The organism is Rhodococcus sp. O3 (genome assembly GCF_048897285.1).
In the GTDB taxonomy this organism is placed as follows: Bacteria; Actinomycetota; Actinomycetes; order Mycobacteriales; family Mycobacteriaceae; genus Rhodococcus.
In genome coordinates this window covers 1-22469 of the sequence record NZ_JBMBTE010000012.1, presented here as the reverse complement: position 1 = coordinate 22469, position 22469 = coordinate 1, and the positions used below count along the sequence as shown (strand labels likewise).

Sequence of the window (22469 nt, the reverse complement as noted above, 5' to 3'; positions counted from 1 at the left end):
GGCCGTTCGATCAGGTACGCCGACGGTCCCGGCTGGATACGGTGGGCTCAGGTCGCGATACCGCCGTGTACAGCAGGATCGATCCACAGCAGAAGGAGACACCGTCATGCCGCAGACAGTTCGGGGCGTCGTTGCTCGCGCGAAAGGGGCACCCGTCGAGGTCGTGCCCGTCGTGATCCCGGATCCGGGACCGGGCGAGGTCGTCGTCGCGGTGGCCGCGTGCGGGGTGTGCCACACCGACCTGCACTACCGGGAGGGCGGCATCAACGACGAATTCCCGTTCCTGCTCGGTCACGAGGCCGCCGGGGTCGTCGAATCGATCGGCGAGGGTGTCGAGTCCGTCGCCGTCGGCGACTTCGTCGTCCTGAACTGGCGGGCGGTGTGCGGGCAGTGTCGCGCCTGTAAGCGCGGTCAGCCGCAGTACTGCTTCGACACGTTCAACGCGACGCAGAAGATGACTCTCGAGGACGGCACCGAGCTGACGCCGGCGCTGGGCATCGGGGCCTTCGCCGACAAGACCCTCGTGCACGCCGGCCAGTGCACCAAGGTCGATCCGACCGCGGACCCGGCCGTCGTCGGCCTGCTCGGCTGCGGCGTGATGGCCGGTCTCGGCGCGGCGGTGAACACCGGCGGGGTCACCCGCGGCCAGTCCGTCGCCGTGATCGGCTGCGGCGGGGTCGGCGACGCCGCGATCATGGGCGCCCGCCTGGCCGGTGCCGGCACGATCATCGCCGTCGACCGCGACGACAAGAAGCTCGAGTGGGCCACCGACCTCGGTGCCACCCACACGATCAACTCGACCTCGGTCGACGCCGTCGAGGCGATTCAGGAACTGACCGGCGGCTTCGGCGCGGACGTCGTCATCGACGCCGTGGGTCGTCCGGAAACCTGGAAGCAGGCGTTCTACGCCCGCGACCTGGCCGGCACCGTCGTGCTGGTCGGCGTCCCGACCCCGGACATGACCCTCGAGATGCCGCTGATCGACTTCTTCTCCCGCGGCGGCTCGCTCAAGTCCTCGTGGTACGGCGATTGCCTGCCCGAGCGGGACTTCCCGACCTACGTCGACCTCTACCAGCAGGGCCGGTTGCCGCTCGAGAAGTTCGTCACCGAGCGCATCGGCATCGACGACGTGGAGAAGGCGTTCGAGACCATGCACCGCGGTGAGGTGCTGCGTTCGGTGGTGGTCCTGTGAGCGTCTCGCCGATCCGAGTCGACCGGGTCGTCACCTCGGGCACGTTCGCGCTCGACGGCGGCGAGTGGCAGGTCGACAACAACATCTGGCTCGTCGGCAACGACGACGAGGTCGTGGTCATCGACGCCGCGCACACCGCGCAGCCGATCATCGACGCGGTCGCGGGCCGGAAGGTCGTGACGATCGTGTGCACGCACGCCCACAACGACCACATCACCGTCGCTCCGGAGCTGTCCGAGCGGCTCGACGCGCCCATCCTGCTCAACCCGGCCGACGACGTGCTGTGGGAGATGACCCATCCGGGTGTTGCGCACGGCACGCTCGAGGACGGGCAGCGGATCGCGGTCGCCGGCACCGAGATCCAGGCGATCGCGACGCCGGGTCATTCGCCCGGCTCGACCTGCCTGTATCTGCCGGAGGCGGGGGAGCTGTTCACCGGCGACACGCTGTTCTCCGGTGGTCCCGGTGCGACGGGCCGGTCGTTCTCGGATTTCCCGACGATCATCGGCTCGATCCGCGACAAGCTGTTCGCGCTGCCTGCCGAGACGGTCGTGCACACCGGGCACGGTGACGGCACCACGATCGGCACCGAATCCCCGCACCTCGAGGAGTGGATCCGGGCCGGATCCTGACGATACGGGCGGTGCGTCTGCCGGTCGGCCCTCGCGGCCGGGCGGACGCACCGCCGTATGATGTCCGGATGGACGAGACCCTGCCGCCGTGCCCCGAATGTTCCTGCGAGTACACCTACGAGATGGGGTCGTTGCTCGTGTGCCCGGAGTGCGCGCACGAGTGGGCCCGTACGTCCGAGTCGGCGGAGGACACCGCCGACGGCGTGATCCGGGACTCGGTGGGCAACGTGCTGGCCGACGGTGACACCGTCACGGTCGTCAAGACCCTGAAGGTCAAGGGCAGCGCCACGGGGATCAAGGCGGGCACCAAGGTCCGCAACATCCGCCTCGTGAACGGCGTGGACGGGCACGACATCGACTGCAAGGTCGACGGATTCGGACCCATGCAGCTCAAGTCGAGCGTGGTCAGGAAGGCCTGACCCGGCGCCGTTACGCTCGATCCATGGCGAACAAGAAGATTCCCGTCGTCGTGGTGGCGGGCTTCCTCGGCTCCGGGAAGACGACGCTGCTCAACCACCTGCTGCGCAATACCCGGGGCGCGCGCATCGGCGTGATCGTCAACGACTTCGGTTCCGTCAACATCGATTCGATGATGGTCGCGGGTCAGGTCGACTCGATGGTCTCGCTCAGCAACGGCTGCCTGTGCTGCGCCGTCGACGTCAGCGACATGGACGCGATGCTCGACAAGCTCGCCCACCGGTCCTCGGAACTCGACGTCATCGTCGTCGAGGCGAGCGGTCTGGCCGAGCCGCGCAACATGATCCGGCTCGTCACCGGCTCGGCGAACGAGTACATCACGTACGGGGGACTGGTTCTGGTCGTCGATGCCGCCGAGTTCGACGACGCCTGCGCCCGCCATCCCGAACTGGAACAGCATGTTGCGCTCGCAGATCTGTTGCTGCTCAACAAGACCGATCGCATCGACGCGGACGCGCACGACGAGCTGCTGGGGCGGCTGTGTGCGCTGAACCGGCGTGCGGCGGTCGTCTCCACCGAGCATTCCCGGATGGATCCGGGCCTGTTGTTCGACATCCCGGACCGTCCGGAACCGCAGCCGGGGGAGCAGCTCACTCTCGACAGCCTGCTCTACGACGAGCACGAGGGTGAGCACACGCACCTGCACGACGGATACGACGCCGTCACGTTCACGTCGGCGAAGCCGCTGCATCCGCGGCTGTTCGTGGACTTCCTCGAGGCGCAACCGGCCGGGGTGTTCCGCATCAAGGGATACGTGCACGTGGCCGCGGGCCTGCGCAACCGCGCCTACCTGGTGCACACCGTCGGCGACTACATCCGGTTCGAACCGGTCCGGAAAGGCGAGGCGCCCGCGACCACCGAACTCGTCGTGATCGGTGCCGACCTCGATGCCGATTCGGTGCGCGAGCGCCTGGAGGGTTGCGTTCCGGTGGAACCGGTGTCGGCGGACGCGATGTACGCCGTCCACCGGTTCACACCACGCTGACTCGGTCTTCGAAAAAGGTTACCGCGCAGCCGAATTACGCTGCGCGCGACGCCGGCCCGCGGCGCCCTGACCCGAACCGCCGTGTCCGGACCGGCTCTGTCCCGAGCCCACATTCTGACGGGTGCCGGTGCCCTGGCGGGTGCCGGTGCCCTGGCGCGACGTGGCGCCCTGACGCGATCCACCCTGACGGGAGCCCTCGCCGTGGCGTGCGCCTCCGCGACGACCCTGACCGCCCGAGCGCTGCGGCCGCGACGGGGCGGCAGCCGCCTTCGGGGCCGGCGGCACGTGCGGTGCGACCTCGCCGACGAGCTTCAGCACGTGCTCCGAGTCCGCGGTCACGCGGATCGGCGACACCGTGATCGCGGCCTTGCGCATGATGACCTGAAGGTCCTTGCGCTGGTCAGGAAGGACGACCGTCACCACGTCACCGGTGCTGCCGGCGCGCGCCGTGCGGCCGGACCGGTGCAGGTACGCCTTGTGCTCGGCCGGCGGATCGACGTGCACGACCAGTTCGACGTCGTCGACGTGCACGCCGCGGGCCGCGACGTCGGTCGCGACCAGCACCCGCGCCTCACCCGACGCGAACGCCGCGAGGTTCCGGTCGCGGGCGTTCTGTGACAGGTTGCCGTGCAGATCCACGGCCGGGATACCCGACTCGGTGAGCTGACGGGCCAGCTTGCGGGCCTGATGCTTGGTGCGCATGAACAGGATCCGGCGTCCGGTCCCCGACGCGAGGGTCCGCACCAGTGCCTTCTTCGAGTCGACGCTGTCGACGTCGAACACGTGGTGGGTCATCGCGGCGACCGGCGAGTGGGCCTCGTCGACCGAGTGCATCACCGGGTCGTGCAGGAAGCGCTTGACGAGCTTGTCGACGCCGTTGTCCAGGGTTGCGGAGAACAGCAGCCGCTGACCGTTCTGGGGGGTCGCGTTGAGAATCCGGGTGACCCCGGGCAGGAACCCGAGATCGGCCATGTGATCGGCCTCGTCGAGCACGGTGATCTCGATTGCGTCGAGCGTGACGAAGCCCTGACGCATCAGGTCTTCGAGGCGACCCGGGCACGCGATGACGATGTCGACGCCGCGGCGCAGCGCCTCGACCTGCCGGTTCTGGGACACACCACCGAAGATGGTGGTGACGCGCAGGCCCGTGGTGTGGGCGAGCGGCTCGACCGTCGCGGCGATCTGGGTCGCCAGTTCGCGGGTCGGTGCCAGTACGAGGCCGCGCGGCCGTCCCGCCGCGCGCGACGAACCGCCGGCGAGGCGGGCGGTCAGCGGAATCGAGAACGCGAGGGTCTTGCCGCTGCCGGTGCGGCCGCGACCGAGGACGTCGCGTCCGGCCAGGGTGTCGGGGAGGGTGTCGACCTGGATCGGGAACGGTGCGGTGATGCCGTTGTCGCCGAGGGTCGCGACGAGCGTCCTCGGGACACCGAGGTCGGAAAAGGATGTGGTCAAGGTACGGCGCTGCCTTTCGATGCGGCGTGTGTGCACGCGACCGGAAGCTCCGGTGGTGTGCGGTGGATCGCCGCGAGGAAGGCCGATGCTGCATTGCGTGCGGGCCGGGCACGATCCCGGGCCGCCGGTATCCCACGACGGTGAGTGTCGTCGTGACACTCGAACCGGGTCAGCCTACCGCATGTTCGGGACGCCGCCCGACACGTCTCAGAGTCCGACCCACTCCGAGGCGCCGTCGGTGAACGCCTGGCGCTTCCAGATCGGCACTTCCCGTTTGATGCGTTCCACCAGTTCCGCGCAGGTCGCGAACGCTTCCGCGCGGTGCGGGGCCGCGACCGCCGCGACCAGCGCGAGGTCCCCGATGGTGAGATGGCCCACTCGGTGCACCGCGGCGACCGGCAGACCCGATTCGGCGGCCACCTGTTCGCAGCAGTTGCGCAGGAAGGTTTCCGCGTCCGGGTGCGCCTGGTACTCCAGTGCGGTCACGGACTGCCCGCCGTCGTGGTTGCGGACGACTCCGGTGAACACGACGACGGCGCCGTGCTCGGGTCCGGCGACCGCGGCGTCCACCGCTGCCGGGTCGAGCGGCTCCGACGAAATCCGTGCCAGCAGTTCACTCATGAGCTCCGCCTCCCGAAACCTGCGCGAGAAGATGATCGAGGATCGGTTCGAGCGCGGCCAGCCCGTCCTTGACCCCGCCCGGCGACCCGGGCATGTTCACCACCACGGTACGTCCGACCAGTCCGGCGACCCCGCGCGAGAGCACCGCGTACGGGGTGACCTCGAGACCGCGGCGCCGGATCGCGTCGGCGACGCCGGGCAGTTCCCGATCGAGCACGGCCAGTGTCGCTTCCGGGGTCGCATCGGTCGGGGACGCGCCGGTGCCGCCGGTGGTCAGTACCAGGGCCGGCGCGCCGGTGAGCGCGTCGGCCAGTCCCTCGGCGATCCGCGCGTCCGGGTACACGAGGGGTCCGCGCACCGCGAAACCGCGCTCGCTCAGCCACCGGACGATGACCGGTCCGGTGGCGTCCTCGCGGGTACCGGCCGCCACCCCGGTGGACGCCACCAGCACCACCGCCGAACGTTCCTGCGGAGCAACCGGTTCCGCAGCGGCCGATTCTTCGGTGGTCGACTCGTCGCGGGTCCAGTGTCCGCGCTTGCCGCCCTCCTTCGAGATCAGTCGCACCCCGTTCATCACGGCCGCGGGGTCGACGGCCTTGACCATGTCGTGCAGGGTCAGTCCCGCGACCGCGACCGCGGTGAGCGCTTCCATCTCGACGCCGGTGGGCCCCTTAGTCTTCGCGGTCGCCTCCACGGTGATCGACGTGTCGGTGAACCCGAACGACACCTTCACCGACGACAACGCCAACTGGTGGCACAGCGGGATGAGTTCCCAAGTGCGTTTGGCGGCAGCGATTCCCGCGATGCGCGCGGTCGCGAGGACGTCGGCCTTGGGCATGTCGTCGGCCCGTACCAGCGCCACCACCTCGGGGGTGGTGACCAGTTCACCGGCGGCGACCGCGACCCGGGTGGTGTCGGCCTTGGCGGAGACGTCGACCATGCGGGCTCGGCCCTGGTCGTCGAGATGACTCAAATCGCTCACAGCGGAAGTACTTTCACGAGATCTCCGGCGCGGAGGGAGGTGGTGTCGGCCGCGACGTCGAGCAGCGCGTCGGCGCCAGACATCCCGGCGACGAGGTGCGACCCGGGTCCGGACACGACGGTCACGCCGTCACCGTCGCGGCGGGCCCGGAAGAACTGGCGCTTACCCGCCACCGAGGTCAGATCGGCGGTGAGCGGCAGCATCGACGGCTCGATTGCGGGCAGCCCCGCGGCGGCGCGCAGCAGCGGCCGGGTGAACACCTCGAACGAGATCAGCGCGCTGACCGGATTGCCGGGGAACGCCAGAATCGGAATCCCGTCGACGACCGCGGTGCCCTGCGGACCGCCGGGCTGCATCGCCACCGACACGAACTCGCCGCCGCGCGGGCCGAGCACGTCCTTGACGACCTCGAAGTCGCCCTTGGAGACGCCACCGGAGGTGATCACGACCTCGGCGACGTCCGTGGCGTGCGCGATCTTCAGGGCGAATTCCTCCGCGTCGTCCTCGCTGTGGTCGACGGACACGACCTCGGCGCCGTTGGCGAGCGCGCTGGCCGCGAGCGCCGGTCCGTTGGAGTTGAAGATCTTGCCGGGACCGAGATCGGTGCCGCCGAAGACCAGTTCGCTGCCGGTGGAGATCACCGCGACCCGCGGCAGGGCGCGTACCGGAACCTCGGTCATGCCGACCGCGGCGAGCGCGGCGATGTGCCGGGGCGCGATGAGCTGTCCGGCCGGGAGCAGTTCGGCGCCGGCGGCGATGTCGCTGCCGCGTTCGCGCACATAGGTGCCGGCCGCGACGGACCGGTGCACGGTGACGGTGGCCTGCCCGTCGGTGGAGCTGTTGTCGGTGGTGTCCTCGACGGGGACGACGGCGTCCGCGCCCTCGGGGATCGGAGCGCCCGTCATGATCTTCCGCGCGGTCCCCGTCTCGTGGACGGACATCCCGGCACCGGCGGCGAGCACTCCGCGCACCGGCAGCGTCACCGGCACGGTCGCGACCGCGGCGGCGTCGACGGCGTAGCCGTCCATCTGGGAGTTGCGGAACGCGGGCAGGTCGATGGGTGCGTGGATCGGTTCGGCCAGCACCCGGTTCAGGGCCCGGGCGAGCGGTACCTTCACCGTCGGCCTCGTTCGCAGCGGCGCCAAGAGCGCCGCGACGTGCTCCACGTGTTCCTCCACGGACCGCCTGCCGCCTGTCATGCCCGCAATCCTAGGCACACCGCGCGCGGAGACAGTTGCGGTAGGTCGTGCGACGCGCAGGCGGGGACCTCGGACAGCCGCCGGCGACCGGCCGGGGAGGGTGTCTTCCGCCGCGAATCGGACGGGAGCGGCATACTGGCGTCATGACGGCGGTGATCCGATGACGACGATCGATGTGGGGATTCCGTCCGTGCGAGTCGCCACGGACGACGTGTCCGATCGTCCCGACACACCGGAACTGGTCGACCGCTTCGGTCGCGTGGCCCGCGACCTGCGCGTGTCGATCACGGAGAAATGTTCCCTGCGCTGCACGTACTGCATGCCGGAGGAGGGGCTGCCCGCGATTCCGCGTGAGAACCTGCTCACCGCGGCGGAGATCGTCCGGCTCGTCGGGATCGGGGTCCACCTGCTCGGCATCGAGGAGGTCCGCTTCACCGGCGGGGAACCGCTCATGCGCCGCGATCTCGAGGAGATCATCGCCGGATGCGCCGAGGTTGCGCCGGGCACTCCGCTGGCGGTGACCACGAACGCGGTCGGACTTGCGCATCGCGCGGCGGGGTTGGCGGCCGCCGGTCTGACCCGCGTGAACATCTCCCTCGACACCGTCGACCGCGACCATTTCGCGCGGCTGACCCGCCGCGACCGCCTCGATTCGGTGCTCGCCGGCATCCGCGCCGCCAACAGCGCCGGATTCTCCCGGGTGAAGATCAACGCGGTGCTCATGCCCGACACGCTCGCCGGCGCCGCCGATCTGCTGCAGTGGTGCCTCGACGAGCAGGTCGAACTGCGGTTCATCGAGGAGATGCCGCTCGACGCCGACCACGCGTGGGCGCGGGAGAACATGGTCACCGCGCAGCGGCTGCTCGACGTCCTCGGTGAACGGTTCGAGCTCACCGAGACCGGACGGGAGGATCCGTCCGCACCGGCGGAACGGTGGCTGGTGAACGGCGGTCCCGCCACGGTCGGGATCATCGCGTCGGTGACCCGGTCGTTCTGCTCGGACTGCGACCGCACCCGCCTCACGTCCGAGGGCACGGTGCGGTCCTGCCTGTTCAGCGACACCGAAACCGATCTGCGGGCGGCGTTGCGGGGCGGTGCGAGCGACGAGGAGCTTGCCGCGGTGTGGCGCGGCGCGATGTGGAACAAGTGGGCCGGGCACGGCATCGACGCGGCGGATTTCGCACCGCCGCAACGCAGTATGGGAGCTATCGGTGGGTGATCAGGTGACCGGCATCGAGGTGCGCTACTTCGCGGCGGCCGTCGACGCGGCGGGCCGTGAGAAGGAAACCGTCGAGCTGGCGTCGCCGGCGGATCTGGGTGCGCTGAAGGCGGCGTTGATCGAGCGGCACGGTCCGGACATGGAGCGGGTCCTCAAGGTGGCCGCGTTCCTCGTCGGATCGGGTCCGGACGCCGAGCTCACCCGCGACCTCGCCCGTCCCGCCGGGGAGCGCGTCGACGTGCTGCCCCCGTTCGCCGGGGGATAGCGCACCCGGTCAGCCGGCGGTCCGCTCCGCGAGCCACTGCGTGAAGGTGATCGTGCCGTCCCGGTGGTCGGGGGCGAGGTTCTCCCCGGCACGCCAGAAGCGTCCGAGTCCACCGGGCAGCCGGATCGGCGCGACCACCCCGCGGACGCCGGCCGCGCGCTTCCACCGCTGGACGAGATCGTGCATGGGCAGGATCTCCGGACCTCCGACGACCTGCGGGACGTCCGCCGGGTCGGGGGCGTCCGGCGGAGCCTCCGCGGCGTCGGCGAGTGCACGGGCGACGTCTCGGACGTCGATCGGCTGGAACGCGGTGTCGGTGAACGCGGGCAGCAGCCCGACCCGCGCGGCCGGGCCGCACAGCATCGGCACGAAACTGTGGAACTGCGTGGCCCGCACGATCCGGGTGTCGAGGCCGGAGTCCCGGTAGCGCCGTTCCTGCTCGGTCTTGGCCCGGTAGTAGGCCAGCGGACCGCGATCGACGTTCACGATCGACAGCAGCACCACCCGCGTCACGTGCGCGGCGCCGGCCGCGGCGAGCAGATTCGCCGCGCCGGTCGTCAGCACGGGCCGCGCCCGCCGCGACTTGCCGTCGGTGGTGTCGATCACGACGTCGACGCCGGCGAGTGCCTCGGCCAGTCCCGACCCGGAGATCAGGTCGGCAGGGGCCGGTTGCGCACCCGCGATCGGGCTGCCGCCGCGCCGGCTGAGCACCCGCACGTTGTGGCCGCGGCCGAGCAGTTCCGACACCACTGCCGCGCCTGCCTCGCCGGTGCCACCGGCCACCAGTGCCGTCGCCATCGTTCGTCTCCCGTCGGGCGGTGCGTGGCCCGTCAGCGCCACCAGGTGTCGTAGGGCGTGACCGGGACCGTGCGCTTGTGGCGAGTCTTGAGGAAGACCTCCTCGATCTTGGCGGCCAGTTCGTCGGTGACGGGCTTGCCCTCGAGGTAGTCGTCGATCTCGTTGTAGGTCATACCGAGCGCCACCTCGTCCGGCAGTGCCGGGCGGTCGTCCTCGAGGTCGGCGGTGGGAACCTTCTTCCACGTGCTCTCCGGCGCGCCGAGTTCCCGCAGCAGTTCCGCGCCCTGACGCTTGGTCAGGCCCGTCAACGGCGTGAGATCGACACCGCCGTCACCGAACTTGGTGAAGAAGCCGGTGACGGCCTCCGCGGCGTGGTCGGTGCCGACGACGAGATAGCCGAGTTCACCGGCGATCGCGTACTGCAGCATCATCCGCTCGCGGGCCTTGATATTGCCGCGGACGAAGTCGCGCAGCCGAATCCCCTCACCGAAGATCTCCGCCATCGCCTCGCCGGCTTCGGCGGCGCTCGCGTCGGCTCCGGGCTTGACGTTGACGCGCAGCGACCGGTCCGGCCGGATGAAGTCGAGCGCGATCTGCGCGTCGTGTTCGTCGGCCTGCTCACCGTAGGGCAGACGCACGGCGACGAACTCGACGTCGTAGTGGTCGGCGCGCAGTTCCCCGACGGCGAGCTGCGTCAGCCGGCCCGCCAGCGTGCTGTCCTGGCCGCCGCTGATGCCGAGAACGAATCCTTTGGCGAACGTGCTGCGTAGGTAGTCCTTGAGGAAGTCCACCCGCAGCCGGATCTCGGCCTGCGGGTCGATCGTCGGCTTGACGCCGAGTTCTTCGATGATCTGGGCGCGAAGGGTCGTCATTCGCAAAACCCTAGCGGTGTCGTTGCGGCGCCGCGCGCCCATATCCGGGCCCACCGGGCAGACTCGGTGCGGTGAACAGCGACCGTGTCTTTCGCAAACACGATCCGGGCGCGCACCCGGACTTCTACCGCGCCGAGGCGGCCGGTCTGGAGTGGCTCGCGCGGGCCGGGCTGCGGGTGCCGCGGGTGCACCGCGTCGACGCCCGGTCCATCCAACTCGAGCGGATCACCGAGACCGCGCCGGATGCGGCGGCTGCCCGGGAGTTCGGGGCACGCCTGGCGGCTGCGCACGATGCCGGTGCCGACGGGTTCGGTTGCGCGCCCGACGGATTCGACGGTCAGATCTTCATCGGCCGTCGACCGATGAGCAGCACGGTGCACGCGAGCTGGGGCGAGTTCTACGCGATCGAACGCGTCCTGCCCTTCGTCGGGATCGCGGTCGAGGCCGGCCACGTGACCGCGCGGCAACTGCCCGACATCGAGCGGGCGTGCGCGCTCGTCGCGTCCGGGGCCTTCGACGACGACGATCCTCCCGCCCGGCTGCACGGCGACCTGTGGAACGGCAACGTGCTGTGGTCGCCCGGTGGAGTGGTGGTCATCGATCCCGCGGCCCACGGCGGGCACCGCGAAACCGACCTCGCGATGCTCGCGCTGTTCGGCTGCCCGTACCTGGACGACGTGCTCGCCGGGTACGACTCCGGGCATCCGCTGCGGCCCGGGTGGCGCGAGCGGGTGCCGCTGCACCAGCTGCATCCGCTGGCGGTGCACGCCGCAGGATACGGTTCCGGATACGGACGAGCGTTGCACCGGGCGGCGCTCGCGACACTCGACATCGGAGAACGCACGTGAACGGGATTCTTGTCGTCGCCGCCACCAAGAGCGAGGCCGCGCATGTGCCGAAGCGCTTCGAGACCGTCATCACGGACATCGGGAAGGTCGCGGCGGCGGTCGCGGTGACCGAGGCGCTGGCTGCGTATCCGCGGGACGCGCGGCCGCTGGTCGTCAACATCGGTACCGCCGGTGCGTTGCATGCGCACCACGGCGGCCTGTACGTGCCGTCGACGGTGATCAACCACGACATCAGCAGCGAGATCCTGCGCAGCCTCGGACATCCCGTGCAGGACGTGCTCGAGTTGCCCGAGGGCGACGGCACGGTGCTGGCCACCGGGGACGCGTTCGTCTCCGACGCCGAGGTGCGCGACGCGCTCGCGACCCGCGCCGATCTCGTCGACATGGAGGGGTTCGCGATCGCGTTCGCCGCCGCCCGCATGGGCGCGCGGTGCCGGCTCGTCAAGCACGTGAGCGATCACGCCGACGAGTCCGCGCTGGACTGGCCGGCGCAGGTCGACGAGAGCGCGCGGATCCTCGCGACCTGGCTGGCCGACCGGTACTGAGCCGCTATCGGGCGGTGAAGCCGAGCCCGTCCACGCCGTTCGGGGCGGTGATCCGCATCGTGGCGGCGTCGATCTCGTAGACGGTCTCGCCGGCCAGTACCGCCAGGACGTGGTTCTCGACGGCGGCCACCTCCGGGTCCGGGCACGCCATGCGGGTTGTGGCGAGCGGCCCGAACGTCAGGGTGCCGTCGCCGATATGCGCGGTGCCGGTGAACCGGTTGCATCCGGTGCTGCCGCTGACCGACCCGTCCTCGGCGACGAGCAGGCTGGGCGCGGACCGCTCGAGGGCCACCGACGTCACGGTCGCGTCCGGGGTGTACATGGTGGTGGCGACCCATTCGGTGCCGGTCAGCGGCCGGTCCGGGTCGACGACCTTCTTGTCGGTGAGCGAGACGGTCACCGCGTCGCCGGTGAGGGTGAGCACGTCGCCGTCGACGGACCACTGCGGATCGGCGTCGAACAGTCCGGTCAGCCACGCGTCCGCGCCGTCCTTCGGGGGCGGGCAGGCCATCATCGTGCTCGCCAGCCGATCGGTGCGCAGCACCCCGTCCGCGAGATCGACCTCGCCGACCGCGCGGTTGCATCCGGCGGTCGCCGCGATCCGGCCCGGCTCCGGGAATTCGACGACGAGCGGTCCCTCGCCGGGAATCGGGGTGCCGGTGACCTCGGTGGAGACGAACGTGCGGCCGATCAGGGCGGCGGGGTCCGTCGCGGACGACGTGGCGTCGGCGCCCTCGTCGCTGCTGCACGCGGTCGCGACGACGGTGAGGGCAAGTGCGGCAAGAACTCCGAAGGTGCGGCTCATGTCGTCACAGTACGGTCCGGACCGTCCGAACCGGGGGAGGTTGCGACGCGCCGCACCAGATCGGACCAGTTGTCGGAGAGCCGGTCGAGGCTGTAGCCGAGGTTGCGCCACTGGTGCAGCACGAGGGTCGCCTCGAGGGACGCGCACAGGGAATGCGCCAGCAGCGGCACGTCGCCGCCGACGTCCGCGGCCCGCAGCAGCGTCTCGATGTGGGTGCGGGTAACCGCGCGGGCGGGTGCGTCGAACCTGTTGGAACTGGACGCTTCCGCTGCGCGCAGCAACTCGCCCTGCACCTCGACGAGGGCGATCCGGGCCCGGCCGAATGCGATCAGCCGGTCGACGGGATCGGCACCGGGACCCAGCGGCGGGGGGCCGGTCATGAACGCTTCCTGGAACTCGCGTTCGGTGTGGTCGAGCAGCGCCTGCATCAGGCCGCCGCGCGATCCGAAACGGCGGAACACGGTGCCCTTGCCGACCCCGGCCCGGGCCGCGACGGCTTCCATCGTCACGGCGTCGACGCCGCGTTCGCTCACCAGGAGGGTCGCGGCGTCGAGGAGAAGGCGCCGGTTGCGGGCGGCGTCGCATCGCTCGGCGGTGTGCTCGTCGTCCGCCCGGGGCAGGGGGATGGTGTTCACGACATCACAATAGCCGCCCCGGGAATGAAAGTGGACCGCGGTCCGTTTATGCTTGTCGTGGGTAACCGGCCCACCCCTGGATCAAAACGAAGGATGACCCATGTCCCAGACGCGCATTCTCGCTCTCGTCGGCAGCCTCCGCTCCGCCTCCGTCAACCGTAAGCTCGCCGAGGCCGCCGCCGAACTCGCACCCGAGGGCGCCGAGGTCGTCATCTACGAAGGCCTGGCCGAGGTTCCCTTCTACAACGAGGACATCGACGGCGAGAACGCCCCGGCCGCGGCCGTCGCGCTGCGTGAAGCCGGTGCCGCCGCCGACGCCGTCGTGCTGTTCACCCCCGAATACAACGGCACCATCCCGGCCGTGCTGAAGAACGCCATCGACTGGCTGTCGCGCCCCTACGGCTCCGGTGCCATCGCCGGCAAGCCGGTCGCGGTCGTGAGCGCCTCCCCGAGCGGCAACGCCGCCAAGTGGGCGCTCGAGGACACCGTCAAGTCCGTCGGCATCGCCGGCGGCAAGGTCGTCGAGGGCGGCTCACTGTCCGTCGGCGGCACCATCGGCAAGTTCGGTGAGGCGCATCCGAAGGAGCACGCCGAGACCGCCGGCCAGCTCACCGAGGTTCTCGTCAACCTTCTCGCCGCCGAGAAGGCCCTCGTCGACGCCTGACGCCTCCTCCGCACTTCACAGGCCCCCCGCATCGCACCCGCGATGCCGGGGGCCTGCGTCGTCAGACACCGCGCCGAGTCGGGTTTCCGGCCCCGAATAGGGGGAACTCCACCCGGAGACATTCGGATCGGAGGGAACATGTCGAACGGCGCGGACCACCCGGAGACCGGCGACCACTGGCACACCGTCACCCTGCGCGTCGACGGACACGAACGGCGCATCGTCGTGGACGTGCGCACCACCCTTCTCGACGCCCTGCGCGACCGCGTCGGCTGCATGTCCCCGAAGAAGGGCTGCGATCACGGCCAGTGCGGTTCGTGCACGGTCCTGCTCGACTCCCGCCGTGTCGTGACCTGCCTGGCCCTCGCCGTCTCGCACGACGGAGCCGACATCGTCACCGCCGCCGGACTCGCCGAACGGCAGAGACACCCGCTGCACGACGCATTCGTCGACCACGACGCGTTCCAGTGCGGCTACTGCACCCCCGGTCAGATCTGTTCGGCGACAGGCATGCTCGCCGAGTTCGACCGTGGCGACCCCAGTGCCGTCACCTCTCCGGGCGGTTCACCCGAGCTGGACGACGCCGAGATCCGGGAGCGGCTGAGCGGGAACCTGTGCCGCTGCGCCGCCTACCCCAACATCGTCGCCGCGGTGCGCAGCGTCGCCGCGAACCGGGAGGCCCGGCCGTGAGACCCCTGCAGTACCTTCGGCCGGAGAATCCCGAGGCGGCGGTCGCCGCCATGCACTCCGCGCCCGGCGGCGCGTACCTCGCCGGCGGGACGAACCTCGTCGACCACCTGAAGCTCGGCGTCGCCACCCCCGATCTGCTCGTCGACATCTCCCGCCTGCCGCTCGGCGGGATCGAACCGACCACCGACGGGGGAGTGCGGATCGGCGCGACCGTCTCCAACACCGGCCTCGCGGTGCACCCCACGATCCGCGACCACTATCCCGGACTGTCGCAAGCACTTCTATCCGGGGCCTCCGCGCAGATCCGCAACGCCGCCACCGTCGGCGGCAATCTGCTCCAGCGCACCCGCTGTGTGTACTTCCGGGACCCGACCACCCCGTGCAACAAACGAGACCCGGGTAGCGGCTGCGCGGCCCTCGGCGGATTCAACCGCCAGCACGCCGTCCTCGGCGGCTCCGACCGGTGCGTGGCGACCCACCCGTCCGACATGGCTGTGGCCATGGTCGCGCTCGACGCGGTCGTCGTGGTGCTGGGCGCGACAGGAGAGCGGCGCATCCCGATCGAAGAGTTCTACCGGCTGCCCGGCGACGACCCGCAGAGCGACACCGTTCTCGACCACGACGATCTCGTCGTCGCGGTGGAGCTTCCCGCGCCGCAGAATGCGGTCGCCTGCTACCGGAAGGTGCGCGACCGGGCGTCGTACGCGTTCGCGCTGGTGTCCGTCGCGGCGGACCTCACTGTCTCGGCCGGCACCGTCACCGGCTGCCGTCTCGCCTACGGCGGCGTCGCAACCCGGCCGTGGCGCGCCCACCGCGCCGAGGAGGTCGTGCTCGGGCATGCACCCGACGACGCGACGTTCGCCGCGGCCGCCGACGCAGAACTCGTCGACGCGCGGCCCCTCGCCGGCAACGCCTTCAAGATGCCGTTGCTGCGGCGGACCACCGTGGCGGTGCTGCGCGACCTCACCGCACGAGCGACCCGGGAGGAACGATCGTGACCGCATCGCACACGGCGATCGGAACCTCGACGCCGCGCGTCGACGGCCCGCAGAAGGTCGCGGGCACAGCGCCGTACGCATACGAACATCCCGTCGAGCATCCGGCCTACCTGGTTCCGCTGACCGCGGCCGTTGCCCGCGGAAGGATCCGGGTCGTCGACACCGACGCGGCGCTGGCCGTACCCGGGGTCCTCACCGTGCTCACCCCGCAGAACGCAGCCCGGCTCGTCGAACCCGACCGCGGCGAGCACCGGGTGCTGCAGAGCTTCGAGGTCGCCTTCCGCGGTCAGATCATCGCCGCCGTCGTCGCCGAGACACCCGAGGTCGCGCAGGAGGCGTGCGACCTGATCGCCGTCGAGTACGACGAACAGCTCCACGACGTCGTGTTCCGGGCGGACCACCCCGACCGCTACACGCCGGAGAAGGTCAACGGCGGATTCCCGCCGGACACCGCGCGCGGCGACGTCGACACCGCCCTCGCGCGCGCCGACGTGGTCGTCGACGAAACCTATTCCACCCCCGAGGAACACAACAATCCGCTCGAGCCCCACACCGCGGTCGCGGTGTGGGCCGACGACCGGCTCACCGTCTACGACTCGACCCAGCACCCGCACGGCGTCGCCGCGGCGCTCGCGTCCGCCCTGGGTATCGAGCAGGACCGGATCCGGGTGGTCGCGCCCTACGTCGGCGGCGGATTCGGATCGAAGGGCGGCCCCCACGCCCACGACGTGCTCACCGCGATGGCCGCACGGAAACTGCCCGGCCGCGCCGTGAAGTTCGCCGTGCCGCGCCGTGACATGTTCGGCTACGTCGGCTACCGCGCGCCGACCGTGTCGCGGGTGCGTCTGGGCGCCGACCACGACGGCCGCCTCGTCGCGATCGCTCACGACAGTGTCGTGCAGTCCTCCCACGTCGACGAATTCGTCGAACAGGCCGCGGTTCCCGCACGCACCATGTACGCCACGGACAACCTGCGCACCACCCACCGCGCCGTCCCCCTCGACGTGCCGGCACCGTTCTGGATGCGCGCCCCCGGCGAGGCGCCGGGAATGTTCGCGCTCGAGGTCGCGCTCGACGAACTCGCCCACCGCTGCGGCCTGGACCCGATCGAGCTGCGCATCCGCAACGAACCCGAGGTCGATCCCGAGTCCGGGAAGCCCTGGTCGTCACGACGTCTGGTCGAGTGCCTGCGCGAAGGCGCCCGCCGGTTCGGCTGGAACCCGGACGACCGGGAACCCGGGATCCGCCGGGACGGGCGCTGGCTGGTCGGGACCGGCGTCGCCTCCGCGACCTATCCGCACATGGTCGCCCCCGGTTCGGAGGTCACCGTCCGGTACCTCGGTGAGGGCAAGTACTCGGTGCGCACCGGCGCCGCCGACATCGGGACCGGCGCCTGGACGACACTGACCCTCGTCGCCGCCGATGCGCTCGGTTGCCGTCCCGAGGAGGTGGACGTCGAGATCGGTGACACCGCACTGCCGAACGCGACGGTCGCGGGCGGGTCGTCCGGCACGTCGTCGTGGGGGAGCGCGATCGTCGCGGCCGCGGACGAGTTCCACAAGCGATACGGCGACGACCCCGAACCGGGCGCCGAGGCGAGCGCGACCGCGGGCAAGGCTCCGGAACTCGAGCACTACAGCATCCACTCGTACGGCGCGCACTTCGCGGAGGTGCGGGTCGACGCGGACACCGGCGAGATCCGGGTCCCCCGCATGTTCGGGATGTTCTCGGTGGGGCGGGTGGTCAATCCGCGCACCGCCCGCTCACAGTTCATCGGCGGCATGAGTTTCGGGATCTCGATGGCGCTGTTCGAGGAGAGCGTCCGCGACGCCCGACTCGGCCACGTCGTCAACCACGATCTCGCCGAATACCTGATCCCGACCCACGCGGACATCGGCGACGTCGACGCCGCGTGGCTCGACGAGGACGACCGGCGAGCCACCCCGATGGGCTCGCGCGGCACGGGGGAGATCGGCATCGTCGGCAGCGCCGCCGCGGTCGTCAACGCCGTCTGGCACGCGACGGGCACGAGGGTGCGGTCACTGCCCGTGCGGCTCGACGATCTGCTCCCGGCGCTGCCGTAGAAAGGGCGCTTCCGCGGCGCCCGCGGAACGTGTCGGTGGGCTGCGCCACACTGTCCTCGAACGCGCCTCGCGGTGTGGTCGAACGCACACCCCGACGGACGGCGCGCGACACGCCGAGAGGGGGTGGAAAACGCCCAGGTCGGACATGCGCGACCTGGGAATACCAAGAATGTAGTTCACAACATCCTGGGTTTGGTGAATCTGTCTGCCACAAGGTGTAGTGTCTAGACCGCTGGAAGGCCACAACATCACCGGTCCCTCTGGGGAAGAAGGATCGACTCGATTCGACGGCCGTTCGAGCACCACGCAGCAGTCAGTCGCCAGGCCGATTCGGCCCGTTGGAACAAAAGGGGCTCCTATGAACATCACCGTCTACACCAAGCCTGCTTGCGTTCAGTGCAATGCCACCTACCGCGCCCTCGACAAGGCCGGTATCGAGTACGACGTCGTCGACATCTCCGAGAACCCGGAGGCTCGTGACTACGTGATGGCCCTGGGTTACCTCCAGGCGCCCGTTGTCGTCGCCGGTGACGACCACTGGTCGGGTTTCCGTCCCGATCGCATCAAGCAGCTCGCGGTCGCGGCCTGATGTTCCCCGGTGCCGCTCCGGCGGCACCGGCACAACCCCCTTGTGTGTGAAGGACCGGGTGTGTGGGGCCGGTCCCTTCGAGCGAGCGAGCAGATGGTGAGTACCGATGAGTTCAGCACCCACAGGAACGCGCCTCGTGTACTTCTCGAGTGCGTCGGAGAACACCCATCGATTCGTCGAGCGGCTCGGGTTGCCGGCGCACCGGATCCCGTTGCACGACCGTGACGGCTCCTTCGAGGTGCACGAGCCGTACGTCCTGATCGTGCCGACCTACGGGGGCGGCACCACCGTGACCGGACGGGACACGAGCTTCGTTCCCAAACAGGTCATCCGATTCCTCAACAACGAACACAACCGCGCACTGATCCGGGGCGTCATCGCCGCGGGGAACACCAATTTCGGCGAGTCGTATTGCTTTGCAGGCGATATCGTTTCGCGTAAGTGCAAGGTTCCGTACCTGTATCGATTCGAACTGATGGGAACCGCCGAGGACGTCGAACGCGTCCGGGCGGGGCTCGCGCAGTTCTGGGATCGGTCACTGCAGACCGCCTAGCCGCCCCGCGTGGTCTCCACGCCTCGAACGACCGCGCACCGGCAAGTCCGGGTGTGCGCGGCCGCAGACGTAACTCGCCGTTACCCGATACTCACAGTGGGAGCAAACACCGTGACCATCACCGATCCCGCGCCGACCGCGACGAGCACCAAGTCGGACGCTTCGCTCGAAGGCCTCGACTACCACGCGCTCAACGCGATGCTGAATCTCTACGGTCCCAACGGCGAGATCCAGTTCGACAAGGACGTGGCCGCGGCCCGGCAGTACTTCCTGCAGCACGTCAACCAGAACACCGTGTTCTTCCACGACCTCGACGAGAAGCTCGACTACCTCGTCGAGGAGAACTACTACGAGCCCGAGGTTCTCGAGAAGTACTCGCGCCCGTTCGTGAAGAAGCTGTTCCAGCACGCGTATTCGAAGAAGTTCCGGTTCCCGACGTTCCTGGGTGCGTTCAAGTACTACACGTCGTACACGCTCAAGACGTTCGACGGAAAGCGGTACCTCGAACGCTTCGAGGACCGTGTGTGCATGGTCGCGCTGACCCTCGCCGACGGTGACGAGATCCTCGCGACGCACCTGGTCGACGAGATCATCTCCGGCCGCTTCCAGCCGGCGACCCCCACGTTCCTCAACTCCGGCAAGAAGCAGCGCGGCGAGCCGGTCTCGTGCTTCCTGCTGCGCATCGAGGACAACATGGAGTCCATCGGCCGCGCGATCAACTCCGCTCTGCAGCTGTCCAAGCGCGGTGGCGGTGTCGCGTTGCTGCTCAGCAACATTCGTGAGCACGGCGCCCCGATCAAGAAGATCGAGAACCAGTCGTCGGGCGTCATCCCGATCATGAAGCTGCTCGAGGACTCCTTCTCGTACGCCAACCAGCTCGGTGCCCGTCAGGGTGCCGGTGCCGTCTACCTGCACGCGCACCACCCGGACATCTACCGCTTCCTCGACACCAAGCGTGAGAACGCCGACGAGAAGATCCGCATCAAGACGCTGTCGCTGGGCGTCGTGATCCCGGACATCACGTTCGAGCTCGCGAAGCGGAACGAGGACATGTACCTGTTCTCGCCGTACGACGTCGAGCGCGTCTACGGAAAGCCGTTCGCGGACATCGACGTCACCGAGAAGTACTACGAGATGGTCGACGACAAGCGCATCCGCAAGTCGAAGATCAAGGCGCGCGAGTTCTTCCAGACGGTCGCCGAGCTGCAGTTCGAGTCCGGCTACCCGTACATCATGTTCGAGGACACCGTGAACCGCGCGAACCCGATCGCCGGCAAGGTCACCCACTCGAACCTGTGCTCGGAGATCCTGCAGGTCTCGACCCCGTCGACGTACAACGACGATCTGTCCTACAGCCATGTGGGCAAGGACATCTCGTGCAACCTGGGGTCGCTGAACATCGCGAAGACGATGGATTCGCCGGACTTCGCGCAGAGCATCGAGGTCGCGATCCGCGCGTTGACCGCGGTCGCCGATCAGACGTCCATCGACTCCGTTCCCTCGATCAAGAAGGCGAACGACGAGGGGCACGCCATCGGCCTGGGCCAGATGAACCTCCACGGCTACCTGGCGCGGGAGCGGATCTTCTACGGATCCGAGGAGGGCGTCGACTTCACGAACATCTACTTCTACACGGTGCTGTTCCACGCGTTGCGCGCGTCGAACAAGCTCGCGATCGAACGCGGTACGTACTTCGCGGGATTCCCGGAGTCGAAGTACGCCTCGGGCGAGTTCTTCGACAAGTACACCGACCAGGTGTGGGAACCGGCGACCGAGAAGGTGCGTCAGCTCTTCGCCGATGCGAACATCGACATCCCCACGCAGGACGACTGGCGTGAGCTGAAGGCGTCGGTGCAGAAGCACGGCATCTACAACCAGAACCTGCAGGCCGTGCCGCCGACCGGGTCGATCTCCTACATCAACAACTCCACCAGCTCCATCCATCCGGTGGCGTCGAAGATCGAGATCCGCAAGGAAGGCAAGATCGGTCGCGTCTACTACCCGGCGCCGTACCTGACGAACGACAACCTGGAGTACTTCCAGGACGCGTACGAGATCGGGTACGAGAAGATCATCGACACCTACGCCGCGGCGACGCAGCACGTCGACCAGGGCCTGTCGCTGACGCTGTTCTTCAAGGACACCGTCACCACCCGCGACGTGAACAAGGCGCAGATCTACGCGTGGCGCAAGGGAATCAAGACGCTCTACTACATCCGTCTGCGGCAGATGGCGCTCGAGGGCACCGAAGTGGAGAACTGCGTCTCCTGCATGCTGTGACGAAATCTGCCGACACTCTTCGACATCCAGTAGGGAAAGACCGATGACCACTTCCGCACCCCGCGCACACTCGCCGGCCGACGGCGCCCACGTGAAACTGATCGACCGCGTGTCCGCGATCAACTGGAACCGCGTCCCCGACGAGAAGGACTCCGAGGTCTGGGATCGCCTCACCGGCAACTTCTGGCTGCCGGAGAAGGTGCCGGTGTCCAACGACATCCCGTCCTGGGGCACGCTCACCGCGTACGAGCAGCAGCTCACGATGCGCGTGTTCACGGGTCTGACGCTGCTCGACACCATCCAGGGCACGGTCGGTGCGGTGTCGCTGATCCCGGATGCGGTCACCCCGCACGAGGAAGCGGTGCTCACCAACATCGCGTTCATGGAGTCCGTGCACGCGAAGTCGTACTCGAACATCTTCTCCACGCTGTGCTCGACCCGCGAGATCGACGATGCGTTCCGCTGGTCGGAGGAGAACGAGAACCTGCAGCGCAAGGCTCAGATCGTTCTCGACTACTACCAGGGTGACAGCCCGCTCAAGCGCAAGGCTGCTTCGACGTTGCTCGAGTCGTTCCTGTTCTACTCGGGCTTCTACCTGCCGATGTACTGGTCGTCGCGCGCCAAGCTCACCAACACCGCCGACATGATCCGCCTGATCATCCGCGACGAGGCGGTGCACGGCTACTACATCGGCTACAAGTACCAGAAGGGGCTCGAGCAGATCACCCAGGCCGAGCGCGACGACCTCAAGGACTGGGTGTTCGAGCTGCTGTTCGAGCTGTACGACAACGAAACCCAGTACACCGCAGACCTGTACGACGAGGCGGGCCTGACCGAGGACGTCAAGAAGTTCCTGCGGTACAACGCCAACAAGGCGCTGATGAACCTGGGTTACGAGGCGCTGTTCCCGAAGGACGAGACGGACGTGAACCCGGCGATCCTGTCGGCACTGTCCCCGAACGCCGACGAGAACCACGACTTCTTCTCGGGCTCCGGCAGCTCGTACGTCATCGGCAAGGCAGTCGTCACCGAGGACGAGGACTGGGACTTCTGACCCGCCTGCTCGCGTAAACCCCCCGGCGCT

24 protein-coding genes are annotated in these 22469 nt (G+C 69.1%); 16 read left to right on the top strand and 8 right to left on the bottom strand.

The genetic code is table 11. The features are described 5' to 3' along the window. Nucleotides 1-106: 106 nt before the first annotated feature. The 4 genes from ACN675_RS06125 (at nt 107) to ACN675_RS06110 (ending at nt 3286) form a co-directional block, all read left to right on the top strand. Nucleotides 107-1192: an S-(hydroxymethyl)mycothiol dehydrogenase gene (locus ACN675_RS06125; RefSeq protein WP_420750013.1), complete on the top strand. Its 1086-nt coding sequence runs from the start codon at nt 107-109 to the stop codon at nt 1190-1192. Next, nucleotides 1189-1824 (top strand): MBL fold metallo-hydrolase, encoded by a 636-nt coding sequence (locus tag ACN675_RS06120; protein ID WP_420750012.1) that lies wholly within the window; start codon nt 1189-1191, stop codon nt 1822-1824. Before ACN675_RS06125 ends, ACN675_RS06120 begins: the two co-directional genes overlap by 4 nt. 68 nt (nt 1825-1892) lie before the next feature. Continuing rightward, on the top strand, nt 1893-2243 hold the full coding sequence (locus tag ACN675_RS06115) for a zinc ribbon domain-containing protein YjdM (protein WP_420750011.1): 351 nt from the start codon (nt 1893-1895) through the stop codon (nt 2241-2243). Nucleotides 2244-2266: 23 nt separating this feature from the next. Further along, entirely contained in the window at nt 2267-3286 is a 1020-nt protein-coding gene (locus ACN675_RS06110; protein WP_420750010.1) for a CobW family GTP-binding protein, read from the top strand. Nucleotides 3287-3304: 18 nt separating this feature from the next. Here ACN675_RS06110 and ACN675_RS06105 read toward each other — a convergent pair whose 3' ends face one another. The 4 genes from ACN675_RS06105 to glp form a co-directional block, all read right to left on the bottom strand. Beyond that, on the bottom strand, nt 3305-4738 hold the full coding sequence (locus ACN675_RS06105; RefSeq protein WP_420750009.1) for a DEAD/DEAH box helicase: 1434 nt from the start codon (nt 4736-4738) through the stop codon (nt 3305-3307). A gap of 207 nt (nt 4739-4945) precedes the next feature. Continuing rightward, nucleotides 4946-5359, bottom strand: a complete 414-nt coding sequence (locus ACN675_RS06100; protein WP_420750008.1) for a molybdenum cofactor biosynthesis protein MoaE — start codon at nt 5357-5359, stop codon at nt 4946-4948. Beyond that, the gene (gene moaCB, locus ACN675_RS06095; protein ID WP_420750007.1) at nt 5352-6341 is read right to left on the bottom strand and encodes a bifunctional molybdenum cofactor biosynthesis protein MoaC/MoaB; all 990 of its coding nucleotides are present in this window, start codon (nt 6339-6341) and stop codon (nt 5352-5354) included. The genes ACN675_RS06100 and moaCB overlap by 8 nt, the downstream gene beginning before the upstream one ends. After that, nucleotides 6338-7540 carry a gephyrin-like molybdotransferase Glp gene (gene glp, locus ACN675_RS06090; RefSeq protein WP_420750006.1) on the bottom strand — a complete coding sequence of 401 codons (1203 nt, stop codon included), beginning with the start codon at nt 7538-7540 and terminating at the stop codon, nt 6338-6340. The genes moaCB and glp overlap by 4 nt, the downstream gene beginning before the upstream one ends. A 160-nt stretch (nt 7541-7700) precedes the next feature. Between glp and moaA the strand changes: the two genes are divergently transcribed. Both moaA and ACN675_RS06080 read left to right on the top strand, forming a co-directional pair. Next, complete coding sequence (gene moaA, locus ACN675_RS06085) at nt 7701-8759, top strand: GTP 3',8-cyclase MoaA (protein WP_420750005.1); 1059 nt, start codon at nt 7701-7703, stop codon at nt 8757-8759. Beyond that, nucleotides 8752-9024 (top strand): MoaD/ThiS family protein, encoded by a 273-nt coding sequence (locus ACN675_RS06080; RefSeq protein WP_197255337.1) that lies wholly within the window; start codon nt 8752-8754, stop codon nt 9022-9024. Before moaA ends, ACN675_RS06080 begins: the two co-directional genes overlap by 8 nt. Nucleotides 9025-9033: 9 nt before the next feature. On the opposite strand, the gene ACN675_RS06075 is transcribed toward ACN675_RS06080, so the two are convergent. Further along, the gene (locus ACN675_RS06075; protein ID WP_420750004.1) at nt 9034-9822 is read right to left on the bottom strand and encodes an SDR family oxidoreductase; all 789 of its coding nucleotides are present in this window, start codon (nt 9820-9822) and stop codon (nt 9034-9036) included. Between the two features lie 32 nt (nt 9823-9854). Beyond that, nucleotides 9855-10694: an ammonia-dependent NAD(+) synthetase gene (gene nadE / locus ACN675_RS06070; RefSeq protein WP_420750003.1), complete on the bottom strand. Its 840-nt coding sequence runs from the start codon at nt 10692-10694 to the stop codon at nt 9855-9857. Nucleotides 10695-10765: 71 nt separating this feature from the next. On the opposite strand from nadE, the gene ACN675_RS06065 reads away from it, so the two are divergent. Together ACN675_RS06065 and ACN675_RS06060 are read left to right on the top strand one after the other, a co-directional pair. Beyond that, nucleotides 10766-11542 carry a fructosamine kinase family protein gene (locus ACN675_RS06065; RefSeq protein ID WP_420750002.1) on the top strand — a complete coding sequence of 259 codons (777 nt, stop codon included), beginning with the start codon at nt 10766-10768 and terminating at the stop codon, nt 11540-11542. Beyond that, nucleotides 11539-12087, top strand: coding sequence for a nucleosidase (locus ACN675_RS06060; RefSeq protein ID WP_420750001.1), 549 nt, complete (start codon nt 11539-11541; stop codon nt 12085-12087). Before ACN675_RS06065 ends, ACN675_RS06060 begins: the two co-directional genes overlap by 4 nt. 4 nt (nt 12088-12091) lie before the next feature. Here the strand turns inward: ACN675_RS06060 and ACN675_RS06055 are convergent, their stop codons facing one another. Then, nucleotides 12092-12892, bottom strand: coding sequence for an META domain-containing protein (locus tag ACN675_RS06055; protein ID WP_420750000.1), 801 nt, complete (start codon nt 12890-12892; stop codon nt 12092-12094). Continuing rightward, nucleotides 12889-13527, bottom strand: a complete 639-nt coding sequence (locus ACN675_RS06050; protein ID WP_420749999.1) for a TetR/AcrR family transcriptional regulator — start codon at nt 13525-13527, stop codon at nt 12889-12891. The genes ACN675_RS06055 and ACN675_RS06050 overlap by 4 nt, the downstream gene beginning before the upstream one ends. A gap of 100 nt (nt 13528-13627) precedes the next feature. Between ACN675_RS06050 and ACN675_RS06045 the strand changes: the two genes are divergently transcribed. From ACN675_RS06045 to nrdF, 8 genes are all read left to right on the top strand, one after another. Beyond that, a complete protein-coding gene (locus ACN675_RS06045; RefSeq protein WP_420749998.1) occupies nt 13628-14191 on the top strand; it encodes an NADPH-dependent FMN reductase in 564 nt (187 codons plus the stop codon). 138 nt (nt 14192-14329) lie between these two features. After that, a complete protein-coding gene (locus ACN675_RS06040; RefSeq protein WP_420749997.1) occupies nt 14330-14881 on the top strand; it encodes a (2Fe-2S)-binding protein in 552 nt (183 codons plus the stop codon). Next, a complete protein-coding gene (locus ACN675_RS06035; RefSeq protein WP_420749996.1) occupies nt 14878-15879 on the top strand; it encodes an FAD binding domain-containing protein in 1002 nt (333 codons plus the stop codon). The genes ACN675_RS06040 and ACN675_RS06035 overlap by 4 nt, the downstream gene beginning before the upstream one ends. Further along, nucleotides 15873-17963, top strand: coding sequence for a xanthine dehydrogenase family protein molybdopterin-binding subunit (locus ACN675_RS06030; protein ID WP_420750056.1), 2091 nt, complete (start codon nt 15873-15875; stop codon nt 17961-17963). The genes ACN675_RS06035 and ACN675_RS06030 overlap by 7 nt, the downstream gene beginning before the upstream one ends. A 358-nt stretch (nt 17964-18321) precedes the next feature. Continuing rightward, on the top strand, nt 18322-18552 hold the full coding sequence (locus ACN675_RS06025; protein ID WP_197255364.1) for a redoxin NrdH: 231 nt from the start codon (nt 18322-18324) through the stop codon (nt 18550-18552). A 106-nt stretch (nt 18553-18658) separates the two neighbouring features. Next, nucleotides 18659-19105: a class Ib ribonucleoside-diphosphate reductase assembly flavoprotein NrdI gene (nrdI, locus tag ACN675_RS06020; protein WP_197255366.1), complete on the top strand. Its 447-nt coding sequence runs from the start codon at nt 18659-18661 to the stop codon at nt 19103-19105. A 111-nt stretch (nt 19106-19216) separates the two neighbouring features. Further along, nucleotides 19217-21385 (top strand): class 1b ribonucleoside-diphosphate reductase subunit alpha, encoded by a 2169-nt coding sequence (gene nrdE / locus ACN675_RS06015; protein ID WP_420749995.1) that lies wholly within the window; start codon nt 19217-19219, stop codon nt 21383-21385. Nucleotides 21386-21428: 43 nt separating this feature from the next. Then, nucleotides 21429-22439 carry a class 1b ribonucleoside-diphosphate reductase subunit beta gene (gene nrdF, locus ACN675_RS06010; RefSeq protein WP_197255371.1) on the top strand — a complete coding sequence of 337 codons (1011 nt, stop codon included), beginning with the start codon at nt 21429-21431 and terminating at the stop codon, nt 22437-22439. Nucleotides 22440-22469 lie beyond the last annotated feature (30 nt).